Source organism: Emticicia sp. GW821-FHT11C11 (genome assembly GCF_058808615.1).
Map to the genome: position 1 here is coordinate 880,890 of NZ_JBXARV010000003.1, position 22,945 is coordinate 903,834.

General features: G+C 42.8%; 14 protein-coding genes and 1 tRNA gene. 8 read left to right on the forward strand and 7 right to left on the reverse strand.

Annotated elements, in window-relative coordinates:
• Positions 1–59: 59 nt before the first annotated feature.
• The 3 genes from AC1RRY_RS18950 to AC1RRY_RS18960 form a co-directional block, all read right to left on the reverse strand.
• Complete coding sequence (locus tag AC1RRY_RS18950) at positions 60–6,182, reverse strand: hypothetical protein (protein ID WP_492821665.1); 6,123 nt, start codon at positions 6,180–6,182, stop codon at positions 60–62.
• 650 nt (positions 6,183–6,832) lie between these two features.
• Positions 6,833–6,905, reverse strand: a tRNA-Thr gene (locus tag AC1RRY_RS18955).
• Positions 6,906–7,052: 147 nt separating this feature from the next.
• Positions 7,053–9,338 carry a DUF349 domain-containing protein gene (locus AC1RRY_RS18960; protein ID WP_492821663.1) on the reverse strand — a complete coding sequence of 762 codons (2,286 nt, stop codon included), beginning with the start codon at positions 9,336–9,338 and terminating at the stop codon, positions 7,053–7,055.
• A gap of 312 nt (positions 9,339–9,650) precedes the next feature.
• On the opposite strand from AC1RRY_RS18960, the gene pdxH reads away from it, so the two are divergent.
• The 4 genes from pdxH (at position 9,651) to AC1RRY_RS18980 (ending at position 12,755) form a co-directional block, all read left to right on the forward strand.
• Entirely contained in the window at positions 9,651–10,292 is a 642-nt protein-coding gene (gene pdxH, locus AC1RRY_RS18965) for a pyridoxamine 5'-phosphate oxidase (RefSeq protein WP_492821661.1), read from the forward strand.
• A gap of 284 nt (positions 10,293–10,576) precedes the next feature.
• Complete coding sequence (locus AC1RRY_RS18970) at positions 10,577–12,178, forward strand: GMC family oxidoreductase (protein WP_492821659.1); 1,602 nt, start codon at positions 10,577–10,579, stop codon at positions 12,176–12,178.
• A gap of 85 nt (positions 12,179–12,263) precedes the next feature.
• Positions 12,264–12,470: a hypothetical protein gene (locus AC1RRY_RS18975; RefSeq protein ID WP_492821657.1), complete on the forward strand. Its 207-nt coding sequence runs from the start codon at positions 12,264–12,266 to the stop codon at positions 12,468–12,470.
• A 6-nt stretch (positions 12,471–12,476) separates the two neighbouring features.
• Entirely contained in the window at positions 12,477–12,755 is a 279-nt protein-coding gene (locus AC1RRY_RS18980) for a type II toxin-antitoxin system RelE family toxin (protein WP_492821655.1), read from the forward strand.
• A gap of 195 nt (positions 12,756–12,950) precedes the next feature.
• Here the strand turns inward: AC1RRY_RS18980 and AC1RRY_RS18985 are convergent, their stop codons facing one another.
• The 4 genes from AC1RRY_RS18985 to AC1RRY_RS19000 form a co-directional block, all read right to left on the reverse strand.
• Positions 12,951–14,441 carry a right-handed parallel beta-helix repeat-containing protein gene (locus AC1RRY_RS18985; protein WP_492821653.1) on the reverse strand — a complete coding sequence of 497 codons (1,491 nt, stop codon included), beginning with the start codon at positions 14,439–14,441 and terminating at the stop codon, positions 12,951–12,953.
• A 670-nt stretch (positions 14,442–15,111) separates the two neighbouring features.
• Positions 15,112–15,525 carry a DUF1761 domain-containing protein gene (locus AC1RRY_RS18990; RefSeq protein ID WP_492821651.1) on the reverse strand — a complete coding sequence of 138 codons (414 nt, stop codon included), beginning with the start codon at positions 15,523–15,525 and terminating at the stop codon, positions 15,112–15,114.
• A 75-nt stretch (positions 15,526–15,600) separates the two neighbouring features.
• Complete coding sequence (locus tag AC1RRY_RS18995; RefSeq protein ID WP_492821649.1) at positions 15,601–16,293, reverse strand: helix-turn-helix transcriptional regulator; 693 nt, start codon at positions 16,291–16,293, stop codon at positions 15,601–15,603.
• A 229-nt stretch (positions 16,294–16,522) separates the two neighbouring features.
• Complete coding sequence (locus AC1RRY_RS19000; protein ID WP_492821647.1) at positions 16,523–17,437, reverse strand: sugar phosphate isomerase/epimerase family protein; 915 nt, start codon at positions 17,435–17,437, stop codon at positions 16,523–16,525.
• Between the two features lie 500 nt (positions 17,438–17,937).
• Here AC1RRY_RS19000 and pheT point away from each other — a divergent pair, with 500 nt between their 5' ends.
• From pheT to AC1RRY_RS19020, 4 genes are all read left to right on the forward strand, one after another.
• The gene (gene pheT / locus AC1RRY_RS19005; RefSeq protein WP_492821645.1) at positions 17,938–20,370 is read left to right on the forward strand and encodes a phenylalanine--tRNA ligase subunit beta; all 2,433 of its coding nucleotides are present in this window, start codon (positions 17,938–17,940) and stop codon (positions 20,368–20,370) included.
• A gap of 133 nt (positions 20,371–20,503) precedes the next feature.
• Positions 20,504–21,292, forward strand: coding sequence for a hypothetical protein (locus AC1RRY_RS19010; protein ID WP_492821643.1), 789 nt, complete (start codon positions 20,504–20,506; stop codon positions 21,290–21,292).
• Between the two features lie 637 nt (positions 21,293–21,929).
• A complete protein-coding gene (locus AC1RRY_RS19015) occupies positions 21,930–22,283 on the forward strand; it encodes a nuclear transport factor 2 family protein (protein ID WP_492821641.1) in 354 nt (117 codons plus the stop codon).
• A gap of 80 nt (positions 22,284–22,363) precedes the next feature.
• Complete coding sequence (locus AC1RRY_RS19020) at positions 22,364–22,945, forward strand: hypothetical protein (protein ID WP_492821639.1); 582 nt, start codon at positions 22,364–22,366, stop codon at positions 22,943–22,945.

Here is a 22,945-nt window from a genome sequence, read left to right on the forward strand (position 1 = left end):
TTTTTTATCTATATATTATTACAAGGTATATGATACAACATATACTATTATTTATTTTATTAATAGGGATAAGCTGTGACAATTTCAGATGTATTCTTATATACGATTAATTTTATTTTGTTCAAATTCTCCTGAAGTCCATTAGCACCTCCTTGCTTACCAATCACAGTAGTTCCATGATCTATAACATAAACATCTTGTAAAAGCCCTGACCCTGGATTTCTCTCTACTGTTTTTGTAATATTTCCTATGGTTTGAGATGCCCCTTCTGCAAGATTGGGATTGAAATTTTTCTGCACAATTGAAGCCCATTCATTATCTAATAGTTCTACTAGTTCACCACTATCTTTTACTTTTGTAAAGTATGAGTGGAATGATTTTTTAGTATTATCAACTAAGTGGGCTAATGCATGAGTAAGTCTATTCCCATCTCTACTCCCTAATGTAAAAGTTAAGCCACTTGCAGTATGAAAGGCGCCATCAGAAAATTTCAAGGCATTTTTTGCCCATTTTCCTAATGTTGCTAACTGACCTCCGATGGGTAAAGTTGCTGCAAAGCTTAATGACGCATCTACATATTTGCCTTCAAGTACATATACACCACTATTTATTAAATCAGGTATTTCACCCAAAACAGGTACTAAGCCTAAAACATCTAATGTATAATGTGTCGCTTCACCCAATACATTCAAATTTGCCTGAAATAAACAACGTGCTTTAGTCCAACTGGGGTGTCTGCTTCTTAACCATGCATACTCTCTCAAGGTTTTTTGGGCCGTTAAGAAAGCCCAGGGATTTAAGCCGGTGCCACCGGGGGGAACAGTTATAAAAGCATCTAATGCATTTAAATCAGAAAATCCATAGGCAGTTAATAGCTTTGTTGCTTCTTGTGTATAAAATGTTTCTTCGGCAGGTATACTTGGTGTATCAGGGAATGATAAATATACGCCAGATGTGAAGTCATTTTTGATTTTAATGGAATTGTACCTGGTAGGGTCAAAATAAATCTCCATGTTCTCAGTTGTTGTTATCTTCACTTCAAACGGATTCGCAGAATTATTTGTCGATACAACTGTAGCATTATAGGCAGATACCAAGCTAGCCCAGAATGTTCTGGCAGATAATTGATTGACAGTTATTATATCTAAACTATTTGAATAAGTATATTTATCAGCATTTACTAAAATTGTAAATATGGCATTGAATAAATTTTGAGTTGAAACCCGTGCAAATAAGGTTTGCTGAAGTTTTGAGAATGCAAAAAACGTTCTGACAATACTATCTGTATTTTCAAGTATTAAATTTGTTATAATACCCGGATTTGAAGTTTGAAGATTTCCAAAACCATTTGTCAGGCTCTGAGCTGCTGATGAATAATCACCATCTTGAAATGCCTCCATTGCATAATTCAAATTGTTGAAATTAATACTATATGCATCATTTGGGAATAACCTTATTAGTGTCTGGTTTATTAGTAATGTCAATAAATTAAATTCGTAATTGTTAATTTGGTCAGTTTCGGGGAATTGATTTCCTACCTCACTTAATATTCTGGCAATGCCATTTGTGTACTGCCTTAGAGCAGTATAATTGAAGTTTTCGTCATTTTTTAAGATAGTTGGAGTGAATGGTGAATCATTTCCAAAAGCGCCTCCTCCATTATGTGGTTGATTCCATGGCCAATTAGGGTTACCGTATCCACCATTACCACCATAAGGAGGGACGGTTATAGGCTCAAACGGATCTTTATTGGGGTTTTCAGGACATTGTATAGGAATAGATGCTATAACATTTTTACCATAATTATTTGGATTAAGTCTGGGATCCATACCACTTGTGCTGGTCGATACCCCCGCAGAAGTTGGTGGTCCAGGTTCAGTATATGTTGTTTCGTATATTTCAAGCCAACAACGTTCGGTACCTTGGTTTGTTATTAATTTGTCAAAAACGGCTACTCTTGAAATAGGACTACCATTTTCATAAATCCACCCTCCTTGATACTGTTGCTCATTCTCGTTAAAAACTAATACAAAACCATCAAGATTACTGGAGTTGATAGTATAATTATTTTCAATAAGGTATTCCACCTTTGGAATGATATAGAGTACTTCCTTTTTCTTAGTACCATCAGGTAAGGTATATCTTAAAAGTTTCGATACCACAGTATTTTTTAGTAGAGAATCATCCTTTATACGTGGATCATACCAAATACCAGACTTTTCTACGGACTTATGTATAACTGGCACAACCGTAACAGATGAACTGTCTTTAAATTTTAAATTTTGTGCTTTTTCCCATTCCTGTATATGGAAATTTTCTTTTATGATATAGCTTATTGCCGTACAACTCACTGAGCTTCCACTTGGAGTAACTTTTACTCTATAAACCCCAGGTGTGCTGGTTACTAAATATTCTCCTGTATATGTGGTACTATCTGGCTTTGTCCATGTAAAAGTACTATTCTTAATGGTTGAATCATTTCTGAAAATTGCCGTTAAGGCCAAGGAACCAAATTGACTGGTAGTACCGGAGATAACCGGCAAGGAGTTGGTTTCCAGTCCATTAGTAGGATCCGTCGCCTTAATCCTGATATCACACCCACTCACCAAAAGCCTTGTTGTGTCCTTCACGCTACAGGCCGTGCCTTTGCGTACGGTTACAATATAGTCACCGGCTTTGGCATCGGTGAGATTAGTTATTTCTGGGTTACGCTGCGTACTTGTAAATCCGCTTGGGCCAGTCCAGGAATAGGTAATGTTCGGGCCGGGCACTTCGGTTACAGAAACTCTGATGCCTGTTGCTCCCATCATGGCCGGGCCGTTATTGCTTGCCCGCAGGTATGACGGAAAAACAGGCTGAACCGTAAACGACTTATCCTTAAACTCGCCCATCCAGCTACCGTCAGGCTTCAGACAACGGGCATAATACACCCTAGGCCCGTTTCTTGTTACCTGATTGCTATTAATAAATTCAAATACTTCGCCATAATTCTCACCAAAGTTTTCAATGGCATTTCTGTTGTTGAGCCAGTACTCTACTTTATCGTCGCGCACGTATTGCCACTGCACCGGCCAGCCTGCAGGGCACCCGAATGTACCACCAGGGTTACTGGCTGTCAGGGTAACAGATTCTGTCGGGCATGCTGAGTTATGGGTTGAACTGATTGCCGGCACAATGCTTCCGTTGGGCATTACAGAGGCAACTGCATAGTCGCCGTTATTGCTGGCGTCACCCACACAACGGGCTTTGTAGTCGCCCGGGCCTTGTCGGGTTATCTGAACACCTTCGGCAGTTTGCGTGCCTATTTCCCATTTTACTGTTCCGTTGGGGCAGCCATAGGCGGTCAGAACCACGTTTTCTGTCGGAAGCACTTTGGCTTTATCGGCCACTATCACCAGCGCATTTGACGGACTCGGGAACACTACTATATCCTGAAAATCGGTGTAATCACCCTCATTGCATCGCACCTGATAGGTACCCGGGCCACGGACAATCAGGCTTGGGAAGAAATTGGCGTAGTCATAATAAGTTTCGCCGTTGGCGTCTTGTTTCGGCACGCCCCATTGCACATAGTTATTGGGGCAGTTTTCAGCAAATAGCTGAAATATCTGGTTCCCTGCCGCTACAGACTGTGTTGCAAAAAAACGCGGGGCATCATTGGCTTTTGTCTGAATATTGATAGTGGCCGGCTCGCCGTTAATACCGAATCGTACACACTTGGCTTTATAGGTTCCGGAGCCATAGCCATACAGCAAATCGCTGCCGCGTACCTCTGTGGTATTTGGCAGTGTCCACACCACTTCTCCTGTACAACCATTGGCACGCAATGTTACTAATTCAGTACTACTGGCACTGGCTTTATTAGACGTGATCGTAATTCCACCCGGCGCTGGTGCAGTTACTCTGATGGATGCCCAACTACCATAGGAGACGTTATCTGAAATACAACGGGCTTCATAAGTACCCGGCCCATATACGGTTTTAGAATCGTACCTGTTCGTCCAGCTGTCTACTCCTGCTATTTTCCATTGGATTCCTGCCGAGCTTGGGCAGTCTCCTGAAACACTCAACACAACTGCTTCACCGGTATTAGCTACTGTTTTATTGCTTGTTATGGTTATATCGCCTGGTTGTAGCGGATACACGGTTACACTTGCCCAGGGGCCTTGGTTCGAGGCATCATAATAGCATCTGACACTGTAAGTACCTGAGCCTTTTACTGTAATTGGATTACCCGTAAGATAGGTAGTAATAATTGACCCATTGGGTTGCCGTAGTGGCACCGACCATTGAAAAGAAGCATTGCTACAGCCATTGGCTGATAAGACTACGTCTTCATTATTATAAGCTCTTATTTTGTCGGCAGATACTGAAGGTGTATTGGCCGGAGATTGGCCAATAAAAACAGAGACCCATCCGGAAGCATAGGTGCCATCCCAGCTATTACAACTGGCGCTATAGGTAGCACTTAAGTTGGATGTAAAGGGGTTGTCAGTCGAATTTTGGAGTACATCGTTTATTTTCCATCTGATATACCCATTCGAACAGCCGTGCGCAGTAAGTGTAACAAATTCGTTGGGGTGAATTGACATTTTATCAGATTCAATTCGAAGCGGTGATGAAGAGATTTCAATAGTAGGCGATAGACCACTAGAATAATTATTTCCACCGCAACTCGTCTGACATTTAGCATTATAACCTCCAGGAATATTAACATTAATTTGACTACCTACTGCTGTGAAGTTATTTGGACCAATCCAGTGAATAATGCCTGAACAGTTACTTGCTGTAAGCTGAGCATAATCTCCGGGCGTAATTATATTTCTATTAGTTGCCACAGAAGGTGCAGGTGGAGCTGAAGAAACACTGATAGTAATAGATGCGGAAGCCATGAGTGGACTTGAGCAATGCGCCGTGTAGCTTCCTGCTTCGTTTACTGTTATATTTGCTCCACTGCCACCATATGTAACATTATCTTTTTTCCACGAAATATTGCCTACAGGGCAATTCCCTGAAGCTGTTATTATAGTTGTATTACCAGGACAAATAGAAGTTGCCGCAGTTGAAATACCAAAATCCATTGCTTCGACTGAACATTTTATGCGGTCTATAATAAAAGTTTTTAACTTTGTATATATGGGAGTTCCGGAACAATCATTGGAGTTGTATACTTTTATATTTAGGATGAGTTTATCTAGAGATTGTCCAATATTCCAAATTTGCTCCGTACTTAATGTATGCCCACAACTAGAGTTTGGCCATACAACTATTGCATTATTTTTCATGCCAGTAAAGTCGATGTCCATAATGCCATTTTTATTTTGAATCTCATCAAAACCTGAATTGTTTAGTATTACAGATATATTATGTCGAATCCACTTATGACAACTAAGATGTAATGTATCAGTATCCTCCGAAATCCCAACAGTATTTCCTGTACCATCTCCTAAAGCAAAAGAAAAATGGAGTTTACTTACATCAATTCCTACTGTACTTTCTCTTGTATTTTTTGAAGAATCTGATCTTATTGAAGTAGTAATAGGTGCCAAATCAACCTCATTAACAGTCAGACATTGTGAGTCTTTGAGAATAAATACCTCGTTACTCAGTTTTCTGAGTACTTTAAAGCAATCATCAAGAGCAGGTTTGGCGAGATAGCGACCTTTGATGGTATATGTTTTACGAGGATTGGCAGGGTCGAGCCTGTCTGACACAAAATCGTAATATGTGCCGCCTGTTTGAATAAAATCTCCCGGTAAGACAACCTTTAGCGTATAACTGCGGAGTTCTTCAAAGGTAAACATTACCGACGGAGAAATGTTGAGCAACTCTGCTGTAAGCGTTAACTCAATGTCTTCGCCTACAAGAGCATTTGGTTTATCAGGAGTCAGAGTAAATCTAATAGGGTCATTACTAACAGCTTGCCTTTCGTGCAGAGTTAAAATAGGGAAATCACTATTGATTTTGCTAAAAATAGATTCCTTTTTATCGAATTGATATAGTTCAACTTTACTTAGGTAAGACGGTTTATTCAATATTGGATTGAATCTTACAGGTAAAGGTTTTACCGGAAGAGGCCTTAATGTTGAAGGGAAATCAACAATAGTTTTAGCAAAGAGTAAATTGTTGAGGCAAACGAGCACAGCAATGCAAAGAAAATTGCGTAAGTAGATTTTTTTCATCCGTGGACTTGGATTTAGGTTAATAATTCTTTTTTAGTGGTAGCTTTTTAACAACAATCATATAATTTTGATCGCTTAATTAGAATCCTTGAAGTGCGCCGACTTTAAGCCTATTCATAGCGTATCTGGTAATCCTATATTCACAAGAAGACAATTCAAAGGAAGAGACAATTGATTTTATGTTTTTCAATTGCTTCTTTTAAAAGGTCTGGGTTAGTAAATTTCAGCTATAGTACATACCGAACCTCTACAACTCTTGAAGACCAAAGAGCTGGGAAATTTTATATTATGATACTTTGAAAGGACAGGTTTAACAGCAAAATCCAGGAGATATTCTTTGGGTGGTTTAGTTTTGAGCATGACTTAAACATAAAGTGTGTTAGAATGTCGTAAACATAATATTTGATTTATGTAATACAAAATATTTCTATCTAACGGTACCTTACTTAATGAAAACTTAAAATAAGATACGCATTTGTTAAGAATTATATGCAAAATTCTAATTGCTAAAAGTTTACGATAAAGAGCAGAATAGAAGTAAAGTGAATGGTAAGTGTTTGTTGCAAGTTTTATTGCAACTGAGAAGAGAAGGAGATACAGGTAGGAACAAAAACGCCTGACAATCTATTGATTATCAGGCGTTTATTCTGAGCCCCCAGCCGGGATCAAACCAGCGACCTACTGATTACAAGTCAGTTGCTCTATCAGCTGAGCTATGGAGGCTTTTATTTTTGATTTCTTCGCTGTGTCGTTCTGAAATCGTGGTGCAAAATTAATGCTTTCAGGTATATGGCGCAAGCGTTTTTTTGAAATATTTTTTAACAATTTCTTAACTCGCTGATCGCCAACGAGTTAAGAAACGAAATATTTTTAGTTCGCTGCCACGATTATTTTCAGCTTTTGCTTCAACTCAGCCAGTTCTTTTTCTGCACCCTTAATCTTCGTTTCGTATTCGGAACGAACGGCATTGGCGTTTTTAGAACGGGCAAAGAATTCGATGTTGTTCTGCCACAGGCTGATGTCGTCTTCCAGCTTTTTCATCTTACGGCGCAAATCGTTTTCTTTCTTGTCCAGTTCTTTGGTGTTGCCTCTGTCGTTTTTCAGGGTTACTTCCACCTCGTTCTGCAACAGCATTTTTTCTTTCTCCGAGCCACTCACACCCGAGCTCGCTTTCACGTAGGCATTGATGGCTTCCACAAACCGGCGCTGAATATTCTGCATTTCTTTGCGGGGCACAAAGCCAATTTCGTTGTATCGTGCCTTAAAGCCGGCAAGCTTCGTCAAATCAGAATCTCCCGTTTTAGCTGCATTCTCGATCTCCTCACAAAGTGCCTGTTTCTGTTTCAGGTTCTCTTCGTATTCTTTTTCTACCTCGTTGCCTTTGGCACGTTTGGTGTTAAAGAAGGCATCGCAGGCCTTTTTGAAGCGGTCATATATTTTATCCTTGAATTTCTCGGGCACGTGGCCGATCGTCTTCCAGGTTTTTTGCAGTTCTACTACTTTGTCGGTATTGGCAGGAGAGTAGTCGCTTGCTTCCAGCAATGCCTCTACCTGCTCGCAAAGAGAAGTTTTGGCTTTCAGGTTGCTTTCGCGTTCGGCTTCCAGACGATTGAAAAACTCTCCCTTGTTGCGGAAGAAAGTCTTCAACGACGACCAGAACTCACGGCTTATCTCCTTGCCTTTATCTTTCGGCATCGCGCCTTTGATTGCATTCCACTGGTCTTGCACGGCCAGCACCTCTTTGGTTTTGGCGTTCCATTCGTTGATACTGTCAGTATTAAACTGTATGTACGGTTTCAGGTTTTCAACCAGGCGTTGTTTGGCCTGATAGATTTCTTCCTGCAGCTGACCTGCCTGCGACGACTGTTCGCGACGTTTGTTATGTATCAGATCAAAGGCTGCTTTCAGGCGTTTCCAGAGTTCTTCCTGGGCTTCGCGCTGAGCAGGACCAATGTGTTTGTATTCTTCCAGCAGGTCGTTTGCCTGGCGTAGGGTGGCATTGCTTAGTCCGCTTTCTTCCAGCGTGGCGGCAATGGCTTCTATACGCTCTGCAATTTCAGTTTTGGCTGTCAGGTTTTTCTTGCGGTCAAGGTCTTTCAGTTCGTTCTGAATATGACGGATACTGAAATATCTGTCAACCAAAGCATTATAGGCCGACCACAACGATGTATTATGCGGAGAGTTAACGTTCCCTGCCGATTTCCATTCTTCCTGCAGTTTCTTGAAATCCTGCCAGTTGCTTTTTGAGCCACCTTGTTCTTCCTGCTCTACAATGGTGCGCAGGCGTTGCAACAGATTGGTCTTGCGCTCAAAATAATCTTCTTTCAGGCGTTCAATTTTCTGGAAGAAACTGTTTTTTGCATCACGGATTTGCGCGCTCAGCGATTCAAAACGCACCACATAGTTGTCGTTTTTGAACTCAAAGCCCTCGTTATTGCCGTTGTCTGCTATATATTTTTTCAATGCCTCCGATTTCTCGCGCGCTTTCAGGTCGTCAAACAAAGGTTTGATTTCCTTCATCACGTTGTCGGCATTTTTTACGTCTGAAACACCCACGCCTTCTGCTTTAATAGAAGCCAGTAATTTTTCACCCAGGTCTACGAAATCCTTTTTGGTGAAATTGCTGTAGTCAGCCTCTTCAGTTGCGTGCGAAACCACTTCCTCATCAATCAGATCTACCGACTCCAATTCTGTTGCCGAAGCTTCTTCGGCCTCTATAGGTTTGGGAGATACTTCCACCATTACAGTCGGGTCGTTGCTTACCACAATTTCTTCCAAGGAGCTTTCGTCTGTTCCGAGCACAGGCGCCTCGTCTTCGTTTGTTACAATGGTAACAGCCTCAACAGGGGCTTCTGCAATTTCCAAAGCAGCGGTAGCCGGTTCGTCAGTAGCGGTGTCTGCTACGGTCGGGTCGGTTGTAGTGGCGGCAGGATTTTCTACAGTATTTTCAGCAACGGGGGCGGCATTTTCCACCTCTTTTTTGCCAGCTTCAACAGGTTCATCAGTCGAAGTGTCGATGGAATCATTCAATTCGTTCATAATTTCTTTAGAGTCTACTTGTGTATTGGCCGGAGCCTCAGCCTCAGTTAAAGACAAATCTTTAGTTTCGGCAGCATCACTAACGGTTTCTTTTAAATCTATTTCTTTGGGCGTCATTTGTAAATATTACGATTCGTAGTATCGTGGATATGTTTTCATTAGATTTGCAAATGTAATAAATATAAAAATACTTTTGCCTAACAATCCACCGTGTGAAATTATATTTTTGCTAATCGGGGAGAAAACTCAGTCTTTCTACCCTGAAAAACAACTTTTATGGTAATTAAATTATTCAAAAACCCCGGATTTATGTGAGAACCGGCCTGATTTTCAGTACTAAAAGGTAGTTTGATGCATGGTTTTCAGCCAGAAGGTTCAGAGGTTTCAATATTATTAAATACGTAAAAAAAGCGTAAAACGTTGCAAGAAATGAATAAAAAAACTGACGTAGCCTCGCTTCGGCTTAATTATTTACTCAACGAATTGCTCGAAGAAAATGTTTTGGGAAACCCGTTCAAACAATTCGGAAAGTGGTTCGACGAGGCCCTGGAAGCCAACGTTCCAGAGCCCAACGCCATGCATCTGGCAACGGTGTCAGGCGGCAGGCCGCATGGCCGGATTGTGTTGTTGAAAGGCTTCGATGAAAACGGATTTGTGTTTTTTACCAATTATGAAAGCAACAAGGGCCAGGAGATGGCCGAAGTGCCTTATGCTTCGCTCACGTTTTTCTGGGTGTCGCTCGAGCGGCAGGTGCGTATTGAAGGTCGTATCGAAAAAACAAGTGCGCAGGAATCTGACGAGTATTTTCAGTCGCGGCCGCGAGGCAGCCAGATTGGTGCCTGGGTATCGAACCAGTCACGTATAGTGAGCAGGGAAACCCTTGAAAACAAACTGAAAGAACTGGAAGCACAGTTTGGCGAAGAGCACATTCCGCGGCCACCGCATTGGGGTGGTTACCGCCTCGTACCCGAAAGCATGGAATTCTGGCAGGGGCGCCCAAGCCGCCTGCACGACCGCCTGCTGTTTACGAATGCAGACGGAAGCTGGAAGATTGAGCGTTTGAGCCCGTGAAACCCCTCCCTAGCCCTCCCCAACAGTGGGGAGGGGAAACATATTTTTTCCATAACAAGAACTTCCCCTCCTTATTTCAAGGAGGGGTGTGTATTTCCCTGACAACGTTGGGAAATAGACGGGGTGGTTACAGAGGATCTGGAAATATTGATGGACATATTTCGGTTAAGCAAAACATAATTCTCCCGATTTTCAGCAGTAAAGTATCTTTTTCTTAAATTAGTTCGCAGATACCACTTTTCCCGGATTTGAAGCCTTTTCTTAACCTATTATCTATTCAAACCATGACCTACGACTACATCATTATCGGCGCCGGTTCGGCCGGTTGTGTGCTGGCTAACCGTCTGTCGGAGAATCCCTCGCACCGGGTTTTACTCATTGAAGCGGGCGGGCCTGATAAAAAACCTGAAATACATATTCCGGCCGGATACGCCAAACTGCACCGGACAGAGGTAGACTGGGGCTATTACTCAGAGCCACAGGCGCATGTATTGAACAGGAAATTGTACCTGCCCCGGGGCAAAACATTGGGTGGCTGTAGCTCTACCAATGCAATGGCCTATGTGCGGGGTAATAAGGAAGACTATAACGACTGGGCTGATGAGGGAAACGAGGGTTGGTCTTACGAAGAGATACTGCCGTATTTCAAGCGGTCGGAGCATAACGAACAAATCAACAATATTTATCACGGGCAGAATGGCCCCTTGAATGTCACTTTTGCCAAGCATTACCGGACACGCTTTACCGACGCCTTTGTGCAGGCCTGTATTGAAAACGGCTTTGCCGATAATAAGGATTATAACGGTGAGCGGCAGGAGGGGGTATCGTTCATGCAATTTACCATCAAAGATGCCCGCAGACACAGCGGGGTAGGGGCCTTTCTGAAACCGGCCATGAAACGCCCGAATCTGACAGTTTATACCCATGCCATTGTAAGCAGGGTGTTGATTGAAAACGACAAAGCAGTAGGGGTGGAGGTGATACGCGGAAAAAACAACGCCGAACGCATTACGGCCACGAAGGAGGTAATCCTTTCTGCCGGGGCGTTCAACTCGCCGCAGTTGCTGATGTTGTCTGGCGTGGGCGATAAAGACGAACTGAAAAAAGCGGGCATTGCCTGTAAGAAAGAATTGCCCGGCGTAGGCAAAAACCTGCAAGACCACCTTTTTATGGGTGTTACGGCGCTGTCCCGCCAGCAATGGGGACAAAACCATCATCTTGCTCCGCTCAACCAGTTGAAGGCAGTGGCGCAATATCTGTTTCTGAAAAAAGGCATTATGACCATCGGCCCACTGGAAGCAGTGGCATTTGGCAAGACCGACGATAGCCCCAACCGCGTCGATTATCAGTTTCATTTTGCGGCGGTGCAGAATGGCGATGATTATTCCGTAGATATGTATGATATATCGACCTATCCGCGTAACGATGGTTTCACGATTCTGCCTACCTTGCTACGCCCCAGAAGCCGTGGCTATGTGGGTATAAGAAGTGATAGCCCGCTCGATGCGCCTGTTATTCAACCGAATTTCCTGTCGGAAGAGCAGGATGGGCTCACCTTGTTGAAAGCTACCAGAAAAGCACTTGAAGTAATAAACGCCCAGGCCTTTGATGCCTATCGCGACCGGTTGATTACTCCGCCCGACCGGAGTTCGGACGACGCAATTATACTGCATATCAAAAAACAACTGGAAACGGTGTATCACCCCGTAGGCACCTGTAAAATGGGTCATGACGAAATGGCCGTGGTCGACGACCGCCTGCGTGTAAGAGGCATCGAAGGCCTGCGGGTGATTGACGCCAGCATTATGCCCACCATTGTATCAGGCAATACCAATGCCCCCGTATATATGATAGCCGAGAAGGGTGCAGATCTGGTATTGAAGTAGAGGGATGGACTCAGAAGTTGATACTACAATAAGTTGTATCATACTACAATAAGTTGTATATTCGTGTATAAATTTATACAAAGTAATGACACAAACAGCGCTCAAAAAAAACATTAGTTTTCTGACGAATTCAGAAGGGAAGAAAGTAGCTGTACAATTTGATTTGCGGAATAAAGAAGTACAGGAGCTTATGGAGGATTTGTTTGATACACTTGAAGTATTGGAAAGACAAGATGAGCCAACCCGTAATTTTGACGATATCAAAAAGGAAATTCTGGCTCAACGCAAGTAATCAGCTATGTCTTATACAATTGTCTTCACTGCCAGTGCTGAAAGAGAAATCCGGAAACTTCCTGCTCAGATTCAAGATGATATTTTCGAGAAGATAGAAGAGTTAAAAGAGAACCCCCGACCTCACGGATACAAAAAGCTCAATTCATTTAAAGTGCCGAATCTCCAATTGAAACCACTTTATAGAGTGAGGGTAGGAGATTATCGAATAGTTTACGCCATTCAAGATAACCTTATTACCGTCACAATAGCTAAAATTGGGAACAGGAAAGAGGTTTATGAGTAAAGTGTATTAAATAATTTCTTGTAGAGACGCATTGCAATGCGTCTCCGTTGGTCTAGAAGATTCTTGATTTTTCATTGAGAGAAAATCTCTGTTCGGCTAAATGTTTTTCATTGAACCCAGTGTAAAGAAAGCGTTGTCCGACAAACGTTGCCCGACACTTTCCGTATCACTGGGCTTGCACAACTTGCTGCCTGATTAATTGCCGATTGGGGGATTAAACGTATTGTTGGCAGCATAGTTGATAATAGTCATGGGGCTTTTCATATCCGGCGGAAGCTCAGAACATTTGTCCATGCTGAAAACCCGCTGGCCACCCACTTCTTGTAGCACACTCACCAAGCAATCTTCAACAGAACAATTGTTCCATTGGCCGCCAATGTGGTTAAATGTATCAAAACCTGCCTGACAAAAAATGGCGCCGCAGTTTGAATAAACCGTATTCTGGGCGTTCATATCTACAAAAGGTTTACGGGGGTCTGGTGCCCAGCCAAAGCCTATGCCATAGCCATACTTGCTAAAGTTTTTGGTTATGTTTCTGGTTTCATCAAAAACAAACACATTGTAGGCCACACAAAATTCAAACGTTATGTTGTTGCCTGCGGCGCTGAATCCGCAACTTTGTTTGTCTTGTGGCACAATGGCAAAAATGCTCTGTACCTGGCAGTTTTTTATGGTAATATTGTTGCCATATACCTCTAATCCTGTGGCTTTAGCCCCTGTGTTTGTCGGGCAATCGCCATCTACAATACCAATAGCTTTGAAACCGGTAACCGTAACGTCATCAGAGTCAAAAATAGACATGCCATGGCAATCATCGCAGCAGCCTCTTAAACTTATGGCCGAACAGTTTTCGTAATGCATGTTTTTGCAGTAGGTTGGTAAAAAGCCCAGAACCGTATGACCGAAAGTGGTGGTTTCCCCCAGATAATAAGAGCGGAATTTGGTTGCATGGCAGTTAACGGTTGTCACGTGGTCGGAGCCAACGTAACTAAAGCCGGTTACCGTACCGTCATTATTAATCAGATGGCTCGTCCGGCATTCGGTAACTGTGGCATTTTTGGATGCCGACAACTGAATACCCGCGTACGCCGGAGCCGTAACATTTGCACCTGTAACATAGCAGTTTTGCAGGGTAATCTGTTCCGACAACTCAATAAAAATACCGGAGGCCGTAATCAGAGGGTCATTGCCCAGATAGGTGTATTCAGAGCCTTGCACTGTTATATCGGTGATGGTCAGGTTATTGCATAATGATGCACTGATGGCATGCAGCGACAGATCAACCAACCCTCCGCTTGTGATTTTTATGTTATCACCGGTGATGTTGATTCCGACAACACTATTTGTATAAACTATGGGCAGGGCAATCAGGTTGTGGCCCTGCAGGTCGAGAGTTACTTCATCAGCAATAATGTCAATGGCTGTAGCCGTGGTTTTCTGGCCGGGCGTCCAATAGATATCGTTCGAAAACCGGTAGGTTCCCGGTTTATCTATCAGTATTCCCTCCGGTGGAATATCGCTTATAATATCTCCATCTTGTACCCGCGCATCCGGATTCTTCAACCGCTGGCCAAGAAACTCAATCTTTTGTTCATATTTTCTTAAGATAGCCTCGGTATCATCAATCTTATGACGCAAGCCGTCGGCTATTCTTTTAATAAGTGAGCTTAAATGGGTAGTTTCCATGTGTTTATTTATAAATTTTAGTTTTCGTATTTGGCTATTGTGAATGTTCAAACTGACTGGCATTTTGCATCAATGCAGAGTGGGCTATCTTGTTGCAGATAATTTAGTGTTTCAAGGCTTTAAAATAAATCAGGTTGCTCAAATTCTGGCTACAATTGCGGCATGCGTGTGTCCGTGACTAGCATCCACTGAAATTTTGAACTAATTTATAAAAACAATTTCAAGTAAATGATACTTCCGGACATTTACTTATTATTCGGTAATTGTATTTACGGGTATATCAGAAGAGGTAGAGCATGAATAGGGGCGAGGAATATAATATTGGTGATGGGCGTATTATGTGATTCTACGTCTACTTGTAAGTATAATAATTCCGGGTAGAGACGCATTGCAATGCATCTTCGGGGGGTGATAAAATACATTTGCGTTGATGCCGTCTCAAAAAGATTTCAAACCAAATAATCTTTGGCAAAGACCCCATCCCAACCCTTCCCCAACAGTGGGGAAGGGCTTAAAGTCTCTCCGCGCGGCGTCCGCTCCCCATTGTTGGGGCGACCGTCGCACGGAGAGAGATTTAGAGAGTGGGGCGGCCGCCGCTGCGGTTTTCTGGTACCAAATAATATTTTGCAACTTTTCTTTTTGAGACGGCCTCTACCTGTTTAAGGCAGAATCATTTCATCACCACCAATATCACATTCGCAGCAGTAATACACACCAGGTGATAAGTACCACTGATGATGCCATACAGAATCGGCCGGGGAATGTTGGGATTAATGGCGATGTTGACCGTATTGGCTACCAGAAAACCGATGCCAACTAATAGAGAAAACTCAAAGGCGCCGCCCAAAGTATTGATACCTAATGCCTGAATGAGAATAGCGCTTGTCAGTGTAATCGCCAACGTACAAATTGTAGGACCGACAATAAAAATAGGTGCATTAGGCAGGATTTCGTTTTCTTTACCCAGTGAGATTTTATAAGGTTTGGTGAAAAACAAGGTGAACCACAAGCCACCTAAAACACAATATACTACAAAAGCGAGGGCCACGCTGAGCCAGTTGAGATTTGCTAATTGACTGATCATAAAATGCTGTTTTAAAGTTTATGATGCAAAGCTACCAGCGTGTCGTGACAGAGGTATGTCAGGGGTGTTTGGGAATTAATGAAATTTTTCGAAAAATTCCTGCAGTGTCATTTCGTGAGGAGTAAACCGCTCGGTGAATACCTCCAGTTTTATGATACGATCGAGGCGGAAATACCTGAAATCTTCCCGCAGTCTGCACCAGGCTATCAGCAGCCAGTTTTCCCGGGTACTCAGTAAGGCAAAAGGCTCAATGAGACGAGTAGAAGTTTCTTGTGCCTCGTTGGTGTAGTCGATGCGTGTAAGATAAAAATTAGTGAGCGCAAATTGCAGATCAGATAATACACTGCTGTTCCTTTCCCGATAAACAATCTGGTCAAAACGCGTTCTGTCAGCCAGCAGATTGGCTTTGTCTTTCTGGCTTGTCCGCAATACAGCCTTTATTTTATCAATAGCCTCGGTGTAGTCTTTAATGAACGTAGTGTCATTGTTTTTTAGCACCAATTGTTCGGCTAATATCAGCGCGTTAGCCTGATTCTCAGTAAACATAATAGGCGGCACACGGTAATCTTCCATCAGCGAATACCCTTTGCCTTCTTCCGTAATAATCGGTACACCGGCTTCTTCCAGAGCCCTGATATCTCTGTAAATAGTGCGCACACTTACCGAAAACTTACGGGCAAGCTCAGTGGCTGTCAGCAAACGCTTGGTTTGCAACATGGTTAATGTCGCCGTCAGTCGGGAGAGCCGTTTGGTGTCGTTTTCGTGCATGAGGAAGATTTAGAATCTGAGAGTTTTAAAAGGTAATATCAGAGTTTAGAGAATTGTTTACCATTATTCTCACTGAATGAATTCAGCGGCTATTCAAACAAAGGAAATATTTTGATTTGTATATGCCGACTTAAGTCGGCACGGCATGATGAAAGACCTTTGTTCCGATAGCCGGCGAATTTATTCGCTGTCCTCAATAAGAATTATAAGTTTTAAAGACAGCCTTTGTTTACCCCAGATACCGCTTCCTCAACAACTGCATCATGTGTACGTTAATGCCCCACTGATTAGCTAGTGGCTGTTGAGTATAAGGCAGCGTAGGCAGGTAATTTGGTGGGCCGAACTCCGTCAGTATCGTCAGTACCTCGCCCGATTTTATTTTGTATTCCACCACCTTGTCCCACCAGGCCAGGTGTGCCTTCACCACATTTTCCCATTCAGGGGCACGCGGATCATTTACCTGTGGCCCTTCCTGATGCCCGATTCGTGAATGGATATGGTCAACCCGTGCCAGAGCAGCCTGCACGACTTCGGTCTGGTCTTCCAGCAACGTTTCATGCACATTACACCAGTGCGATATATCAAGCGTAAGCCTTAGTGCCGGATTCTTCTCAATAAAATTATGGGTGATGTGTGCTGCAAAAAGCATCCGTCCGCGGTGAGTTTCATGCAATATCCTGATACCGCTTTTCTGCGATGCCCCGGTTGTATGGTCTATAAAAAGTTTGTTCTGTTCGTAGCTGAAATAATCGCGCCCGCTGTGGCAGTTAATATATAAGGGTTTTACAGGCGATTGCACCGCTGCGTTCACTGCTTTTTTAAAGGTTTCCAGATGCTCTTTCGGGTCTTTCTGGTGCCCACCGCACAGAAAACCTACCTCTAGCTGATGTTTATCAAGGGCAGTGAACAATTCCTGCTGATCTTTCTTTTCATTGGGCCACCACACCTCAATGCCATCATACCCTTCTTTTTTGGCGGCTGCACAAAAGGCATCAGTATTATCCGGGAAACCCCAGTTGGTGGCCAGTAGTTTCAGTTTCAGGTTGGCGGTGGTTTGTGGTTGGGTTTGTGCCGCGGCCAACTGGATGCTGCCCAGCATTGCGCCTCCTCCGGCGCTTGCTTCTAAAAAATCTCTTCGGTTCATAGTTCAGAAAGGTAGGTTGCAAAATCGTGCTGAAATTAATAAAAAGATTGAGTATTTGCCAGAATTGAATTGCCGCAATGTACACTATGTAGCACAATTTTAGTTTACCATGGAGTTGACGGAGTTAAGTACCAAGTTTCACAGAATTAACAATCAACAACTAAAAATTAAAGACCATATTACGTCATTCCTGTTTAAGCACAGTTAAAAATCGGCGAATGAATTGAGAAAACGTCCAAAGTGCTATCGGATTTTTAATTGTGTGAGTTAGAATGATGCCTGCTTTGCGGACGACTAGTCTTGCTTACTTTTTTTCAGGTAAAAAAAGTAAGAACCAAGATATAGAAAATGTCATTAAATCAAATTTACATCAGAGGAATAAGCAAACAAATAAAAGTAATACCAAATAAACTCATTTACATCCCAATCGAAATCTTTATCTTTGCGAAAAATCCGGGTTATGCGTTATACCCGACCATTACACTACAATTATTGTTTGCATGAAAATTTCGTATAACTGGTTAAAGAGTCTGATAGATATTCAAGAGTCGCCTGAGGAAATCGGTAAATTACTGACCGGCACAGGCCTGGAGGTTGAGGGTATTGAAGAAATAGAATCGGTAAAAGGCGGCCTGAAAGGCTTTGTGATAGGAGAGGTACTTACCTGCGAAACCTTTACCGTAAAAGAAAAACAACTGAGTTTAACCACAGTCGATATCGGTACCGGCGAGCCTTCAACCATTGTGTGCGGAGCAGCCAATGTACGTGCCGGACAAAAAGTAGTGGTGGCCACTTTAGGTACCACCATTTATTTTGCTGACGGAACATCGTTCACCATCGAAAAACGCAAAGTGTATGGTCATCCTTCTGAGGGCATGATATGTGCCGAAGACGAAATCGGTATCGGTACCTCGCATGAGGGCATTCTGGTGTTGGATACCGACCTGCCTAATGGCACACCTGCGGCAAAATATTTTAAACTGGAGCCTGATTTTCAGATTGAAATCGGACTAACCCCTAATCGCGCCGATGCGGCGTCGCACTTTGGTGTAGCCCGCGACCTGAAAGCCGTGCTGGGTCGTGAGATTCAACTGCCGTCTATAGAGAAATTTGCGGTGTCAGACCACAAGACTGATTTTACCGTAACGCTGGAAAACACCGAGGCTTGCCCACGTTTCTGCGGACTCGAGATTCAGGGCGTAACCGTGCAGGAGTCGCCCGACTGGCTGAAAAACCGCCTGCAGGCCATTGGTCTCAATCCAATCAATAACATTGTCGATATCACCAATTATGTATGCCACACATTGGGGCAACCCATGCATGCCTTTGATGCCGACGAAGTGAAAGGGAAAAAGATTGTGGTACGTGTGCCTGAAAAAGGAACGAAATTCACAACGCTTGATGGCACTGAAAGAACGTTGTCCGGCCACGACCTGATGGTATGCAATGCTGAAGAGCCGATGGCTATTGCCGGGGTATTCGGCGGACAGAAGTCCGGCATTAAACCGACTACTACCAATATTTTTCTGGAAGTCGCTTATTTTAGTCCGGTGTGGGTGCGTCGCACTGCTACTTTCCATGGTCTGAAAACCGACGCGTCGTTCAGATACGAGCGCGGTACCGACCCGAACATGCCGCCTTTTGCTATCAGATTCGCTGCCTTGCTGGTACAGGAACTGGCCGGAGGAACGATTCAGGATGGCGTGATTGACAATTATCCGAACCCGATTGAAAACCTTGAAATAAAGGTAAAACATAAGAACATCAACCGCCTGATAGGCAAAAATCTGGACGATGCGTTGATAACGAGCATTCTGGAAAGCCTTGATATAAAAGTATTGACCGACGACGCCTACGAAATGACCGTGAGCGTGCCTCCGTATCGTGTTGATGTAACCCGTGAGGCCGATGTGATTGAAGAGATATTGCGTATCTATGGTTTTGATAACATCGAGCTGTCAGACCACCTGCAGGCCGACTTCCTGTCGGGTTTCCCTGAAAAGGATGCCGATAAATTACAGATGCGCTTGATTGAGTTGCTGGCTGCCAATGGTTTCAACGAGATTCAGACCTTATCAATCACCAAACCTGCCTACAACGAGGCCGTGCAAAGTGTAGCCAAAGGCGGACAGGTAACGCTGTTGAACCCACTGAGTGAAGAATTATCGGTGATGCGCCAGAGTCTGTTGCTGACAGGTATGGAGTCGGTGGCTTATAACATCAACCGCCGGCAGAAAGATTTAAAATTGTTTGAGTTCGGTCGTTCGTATTTTACCAAACAGGACGAAGGACAGGAGAAAAAATATAAAGAAAGCAAGCATCTGAGCTTATGGCTTTCAGGCAACCAACAGGCAGAAACCTGGTTGGCTGCCAGTACACCTGTTACTTTTCATGACCTGGCACTGGCTGTACAAAAGGTGCTGAAAACCATGAAAGTAACCAAATATGATACACAGGAAGCCAATCTGGCAGTGTTTCAGTATGGGTTGACCTACCTTATCAATAAAAAATCGGTGGTAAGCCTGGGGCTGGTAAAGCCTTCCATTGCCCGACTGGCAGATGTAAAACAGGCCGTTTTTTATGCCGATTTCGATTGGGAATACCTGCTGAAACAGTATTCAGATAAGGTGGAGTACGTAGAGATATCGAAATTCCCTGAGGTGCGCCGCGACCTTTCGCTGGTGATAGACTCAACCACTACGTTTGATCAGGTGTCGGCCATTGCGTATAAGGTAGAACGCAACCTGCTGAAAGCCGTGAACGTATTTGATATTTATGAAGGTGAGAAACTGGGAGAGGGCAAGAAATCGTATTCGGTGAGCTTCCTGCTGCTCGACAAAGACAAAACCCTGACCGACGAAACCATCGACAAAACGATGCAACGCCTGATTGCCGCCTACGAAAAAGAACTGGGCGCGGTGATACGGAAGTAGTTTTTTCGGATTTATATATTTACCACGGAGCGACCCTAATTTGGTCACTTCGCGTTTTTTTGTTTGTAGATAATATGAATTAATTGTACTTAGTAGCTTAGCGTATTATTTAATTTTGTTGTGATATTTTAAAATGAAGAAATTAATTTCCTTGTATAATGGTATTAAGGACTATTTACCATTGTTTTCTCTAGTGCCAATAATTATAGGTGGATTTTGGCAAATTTTGGAATTAGCTATTATTTCTCCGGCTTATATACGGTTTTTCTCCGTGTCACAATTAATTCCTGATGGGCTAGTAATATTATTTTCCTTTTTTGCTTTAGGAGGAAGTTTTCTTATCTTATTTAGATCATTCAATATACTCAAATTAGGAGATTTGGTTAGTTCAAATCGAAATATTGGGTACTACTTTAAAACCTTTTTAATCCATATAATAATACTAACAATATTCTTATATATTGGGGGACCTTCAATAAAAAGGGCTTGTATTAATTTTGAGAAAATTGGTTTTGGTGAAATTGTTATGATGTTTTTCGCTGTTATGTTGATTGTTTTTATCACATTTAATACAATGGTGGTTTTTCTTGCAGTGTTTATTAAATACAGTCTTATTAGATTGGATTCTGTTAATAACTTTATAGAAAATAATCTATTCTGGGGAACTCACATTTTAGGCTTTATAATCATGATGTCTCCTTTTTACCTGTTCCCGTTTATACATGATAGGTTTTATTTTCCTAAGGAATCTACTAATTTGAAAAAATTAGTGAGCGAGTATAGTTTAGAATTGAAAATACCTCGCGATAATATTGAGGTATTATATAATAATGATAAATACATTTTCTTAAAAATAAAGAGTGAAGTTGAAATTCTAAGATTTGAGGATTTATTCGAATATAAAATCTTAAAATCTAAGTAGAAAGTATTGTCCCGTCGGGGTCTCCCGTGTGCGCAAGCCATTAGCTGAGAAGGGGACCCTGACGTCGCAGGGGCATTAATGATATGAAGATTCTTTACCCCGGCTAAAGCCAACGCAGAGTCCCCTTGCTTTTCGCATGCCCTCGCACACGGGAGACTCTGCTAATACCAGTGTATATATCGTCCCTAACGGGACTTTAAACACCTTTTGCTCTGATTACTACAGATATAACGTCCTTACAGGACTTAAATCCTGCCGAAAGAGTTGACAAGTCGTGCGCTCTATTATTTCATATCCCGTTAGGGATTGTATATCGGTAGAATAACGAGTATGCAAGATTTCACTCAAAGTCCCGTCAGGGACGATATATTCAATTGCGCACCGGAGATTCAAACGAAACATCTTTGGCAAATTCAGACAAGGTGCCATTGTCTCTACAAAAATATTGCTCCGGCAGAGTTTCCCGGTATTCATTTTTTTCAATAGGTTTGTCGTTCAGAATATTTCCTTTACGAACAATCAACGATGAATAATGAAGACAAAACCCATACTTCAATTCCGGCTAATTGTGTTAGTTTTGGCAACTCTTACAGTATGCAGTTGTCTGAATCATTCAACATCAAAACAGATGAAACCCATGAGCATCAATAAACAAACAGTGGCCCGATACATGGAGGGCTTTAACGCAACAGATCACGCCAAAATACTCTCGTGTCTTACGGAAGATGTAATCTGGGAGCTACCGGGTGTGTATCTTCACAAAGGCAAAGCTGCTTTTGATAAAGAGATAGAGAACGAGGGTTTTACGGGTAGCCCGGTTATTAAGGTGTCGCGGATGACGGAGGAAAACGACGTGGTAATTGCTGAAGGAACCGTACTGGCGAAGACCAAAGAAGGCGTTGTGCTGCATATTGTTTTCAGCGATGTATTTGAAATGGAAAACGGACTGATTAAAAAATTGACCAGTTACCTGATGACAAAACCGTCGTAATTCGTCAGTAGTAGCAAGCGCGTATAACAATGTGGCGATACAATAGTTTTATTGATTATCGACCCATTCATATGCTTTTTATGAACAAAACATTTTTGATAATTGCCGCGCTGTTGTTATCGGCCTGTGGAACCGCTGATAATACAGCAAAAACAGACAGTACCGCACAGCGTACCGACGTGGGGGTAATGCCCGATCAACTGATAAGCCCGGGTAATGGAATCGGACAACTTAAGATTGGTTGGCCGGTTGACAGCGCGATAGTCAGGCTCGGTCGTCCCGATTCATCTGATGCAGCCATGGGGAGTGCGCTGATGGTCTGGTACAGTAAGGATGCCCCCAAATATCGCACGGCTGTTTTTGCAAGTATGAATATGGGTAATGAGGCATTCCACCGCATCAAGAGAATCATGGTCAGTTCCCCCTGGTTTAAAACGGAAGAGGGCATAGCAACCGGTGCTAAACTGACCGAAATTGAAGAAAAATATCAGCTAAAAAAGGTAGAAGATATATCCGCCCAACAAAAAGGTTTGCTGGTTTACTCTGATATAGATAAGGGAGTAAGTTTTGATATTGATAGTGTTTCGCTAAAATGTAAAGCTATAATAGTTCATCCGGCTCATGAGAGTGCGGGGGGGTATATTAATATGCATGATATGTAA